The organism is Actinomyces sp. oral taxon 849 str. F0330 (assembly GCF_000239715.1).
Taxonomy (GTDB): domain Bacteria; phylum Actinomycetota; class Actinomycetes; order Actinomycetales; family Actinomycetaceae; genus Actinomyces; species Actinomyces johnsonii.
Genome location: NZ_JH470355.1, coordinates 172,430 through 175,749 on the forward strand (window position 1 = coordinate 172,430; position 3,320 = coordinate 175,749).

Consider the following 3,320-nt stretch of genomic DNA (forward strand, 5'->3'; position numbering starts at 1 on the left):
GGCGCACGACCGTCGTCGTCACCGCCTCCCCGCTGGTGCTGGAGGCCTGCGACGAGGTCGTCTTCCTCGACTCCAGCGGCGCCGAGCTGCTGCGCTCCACGCACCGCGAGCTCATGGCGATGGCCCGCTCCGGCGATGCGCAGGCGGCCGACTACCGCGCCGTCGTCTCCCGGGCCCTGGGCGAGGATACGGAGGTGAGCTGCTGATGGCGCTTCCCGTCGCGCCAGGGCCGGTCGCTCTGCGCAAGACCTTCGGGATCATGGCCTCCTACCGGTGGCGCTTCGCCGTCGTGCTGGCCCTCCAGATCGTCGCGGTCCTGTCCACGCTCGTGGCCCCGCAGCTGCTGGGGCGGTTGGTCGGGCGGGTCTCGGCCGGGCGGGCCGACGCCGGCTACGTGGACCGGATCGTGCTGACCATCATCGCGGTCACGCTCGTGGGCGCACTCATCAACCGCTTCGCCCAGAAGTACGCCCGGACCCTGGGCGAGTCGGTCTTCGCGGACCTGCGCGAGCGCATGATGAACCGGGTGGTGCACCTGCCGCTGAGCGCCGTGGAGTCCGCCGGCACCGGCGACCTCGTGGGGCGCACCACCACCGATGTCTCCCGCATCGAGTTCCTCGTGCGGGTGGGGATCCCGCAGATCCTCGTGTGCGTAGTGACGATCGTCTTCACGCTGCTGGCCGCCGCCTTCGCCGACCCCTCCTGGCGCTCGGGCTGCTGGTCATCTTCCCGCCGGTGTGGTCGATGATGCGCTGGTACCTGCCGATCTCCATCCCCGCCTACCGGGCCGAGTCGGCCGCCCAGGCCCGCCTCAACGGCGCGGTCTCCGAGACGGTCGAGCACGCCCACACCGTGGACGCGCTGGGCATCGGGGCGCGCCGCGAGCGGGCCATCATGGCCTCCATCAAGGAGGCCTGGTCCCTGAAGCGCTACACGGCGATGCTGCGGGTGCGCCTGTTCATGGTGCTCGACGTCGCCTGGCGGGCGCCCGTCGTCGTCATCCTCCTGTGGGGCGGGTTCCTGGCCGCCCGCGGCTACGCGACCCTGGGGGCGATCACCACCGTCGCCCTTTACTCGATGGAGCTGCGCAAGCCGGTGGGCCAGCTCATGTTCTGGATCGACCAGGTCCAGATCGCCCAGGCCTCCCTGTCCCGCATCCTGGGGGTGGAGGAGGTGCCCGACGACCGGGCCCCCACCGGCGAGCAGCCCGATGGCAAGAGGATCGTGCTCGACGACGTGCGCTTCTCCTACCGGGAGGGTGTCGAGGTGCTCCACGGGATCGACCTGGAGCTCGTGCCCGGGGAGCGGCTGGCCGTCGTCGGGCCCTCGGGCTCGGGGAAGTCGACGCTGGGGCGGATGCTGGCCGGCATCAACCCGCCCACCTCCGGGAGCGTGACCGTTGGCGGGGTGGCGCTGACGGATCTCACCGAGGCCGAGCTGCGCCGCCACGTCGCCCTGGTGACCCAGGAGCACCACGTGTTCGTGGGCTCGGTGGCCGACAACGTGCGCCTGGGCCGCCCACGGGCCTCCAACGACACGATCCGCGAGGCCATCGAGGCCATCGGGGCCGACGCCTGGGTGGACGAGCTGCCCGAGGGGATGGACACGATGATCGGCTCGGGGCACCTGAGCCTCACTCCGGCCCAGGCCCAGGAGGTCGCGCTGGCCCGGCTGGTGCTGCTGGACCCGCACACGCTCATCCTGGATGAGGCCACCTCGCTGTTGGATCCGCGTGCCGCGCGCACCCTGGAGCGGACCCTGTCCACGGCGCTGGCCGGGCGCACCGTTATCGAGGTGGCCCACCGCCTCTACACGGCCGCCGACGCCGATCGGGTCGCCGTCGTCATGGACGGGCGCATCGTGGAGCTGGGCACCCACGACGAGCTCGTGGCGCTCGGCGGGGAGTACGCGAGCCTCTGGCAGGCCTGGAACCAGGAGTAGCGGCACCGCCGAGGCGGCCGATACAGATCGCCAGCGGCGAAAGCCGGGCCCCATATCCCAAACCTACAAACCCGCCCGGGCCAGCGTTGTTCCACGATGGCGCGGCCTGTGAGATTCTTGGGGTGGCGGGTCGTCTCACTGTCGCGATCCCGCCGCTAGCAGTCAGTCGATTGCACCCAACGCTGCATCTCACACGAGAAGGTCCGTTCATGTCCAACAACCAGCCACCGCCCCCGCCGTCGCAGGCGACGTCGTCGGCCTCCGCCACGCCTCCCCGGGGAGCCGGCAGCGCCCAGCCCACGCTGGGCGAGCTCATCGCCCGTATCTCGGAGAACATCTCAGCGCTGGTGCGCGGCGAGATCGACCTGGCCAAGGTCAAGGGACAGCGCATGGCCAAGGAGATGAAGCCGGCCGCAATGCTGCTCGGCGCCGCGGGGGTCCTGGCCCTGTTCGCCTTCGGACTGATGCTCGGGTCGCTCACGGTGGGGCTGTCCCACGTTATGCCGCTATGGGCGGCCTTCCTCGTGGTGGCGCTGGTCCTCATCGCGATCGCCGTCCCGCTGGCCCTGGTGGGTCGCAAGCGGCTCGAGGCGGCCAAGGCCGAGGCCCCCGCGCCGCAGGAGGGACTGATGGAGTCGGTCAAGGTCGTCAAGGACGCCATCGCATCGGGCAGGGAGAGGGGGAACGCCCAGTGAGCGCCAACACCGCCCCCGACGCCAACCCGTCCGCCGCTGCACCGGCTCAGACCCCGGCACCGGCCGATGACGCGCTCATCTCCGATATGGAGGCCCGCCGCAAGGCGCTGGCCGTCGACATCGACGAGCTCGCCGCGCGTCTGGTGCCGGACAACCTGACCAAGATGGCCAAGCTCAAGGCTAGGGAGAAGGTCGAGGACCTGCGCAGCCAGGCCCTCGGGAAGGCCGAGGAGGCTGTCGGGCAGGTCAAGAGCCGCCTGACCTCGCTGGTCGGCAGCGGCACCGATGAGGCCGGCGGCGTGGACCCCTACGAGCCCGGAACGATGACCCTCGGTCAGCGCGTCGCCCGCCTGTTCGACGATGCTCGCGACGGCGACCCTGCATCGCTGGGGATCGTCACGGTCGCCGGCCTGGCCCTGGCGGGCCTGAGCGTGACGGCGACCGTCGCCGCGTTCAAGGCCTTCTCACGACCCCGGACGGTGCAGTCATGACCGGCGGCCCGCAGGCCGGCGGGGACTCCGGCGCGGCTGGCGGCGCCGGGAAGGCTGGGAAGACCGGGAGGGCCGGCTCCGAGGCATTGAGTCCCGAGCAGATCGAGGAGCGACTGCGCGCCCAGCGAGTGGCCCTGGCGGCGAGCGTCGATGAGCTCGCGGCTAGGGCGGACCCGCGCACGCAGGCGCGGGA

3 protein-coding genes and 2 pseudogenes are annotated in these 3,320 nt (G+C 71.5%); all 5 read left to right on the forward strand.

Annotation, left to right across the window (positions count from 1 at the left end):
- Positions 1-206, forward strand: a pseudogene (locus HMPREF0975_RS16250) (ABC transporter ATP-binding protein); the annotation flags it as partial.
- A pseudogene (locus HMPREF0975_RS11015) lies at positions 206-1,941 on the forward strand (ABC transporter ATP-binding protein). The pseudogenes HMPREF0975_RS16250 and HMPREF0975_RS11015, both read left to right, overlap by 1 nt.
- Before the next feature lie 209 nt (positions 1,942-2,150).
- A complete protein-coding gene (locus HMPREF0975_RS11020) occupies positions 2,151-2,636 on the forward strand; it encodes a phage holin family protein (RefSeq protein ID WP_009234253.1) in 486 nt (161 codons plus the stop codon).
- The gene (locus tag HMPREF0975_RS11025) at positions 2,633-3,127 is read left to right on the forward strand and encodes a hypothetical protein (RefSeq protein WP_009234254.1); all 495 of its coding nucleotides are present in this window, start codon (positions 2,633-2,635) and stop codon (positions 3,125-3,127) included. Before HMPREF0975_RS11020 ends, HMPREF0975_RS11025 begins: the two co-directional genes overlap by 4 nt.
- Positions 3,124-3,320 (forward strand): DUF3618 domain-containing protein (locus HMPREF0975_RS11030; protein ID WP_009234255.1); only part of this gene is annotated, 197 nt, incomplete at its 3' end. The genes HMPREF0975_RS11025 and HMPREF0975_RS11030, both read left to right, overlap by 4 nt.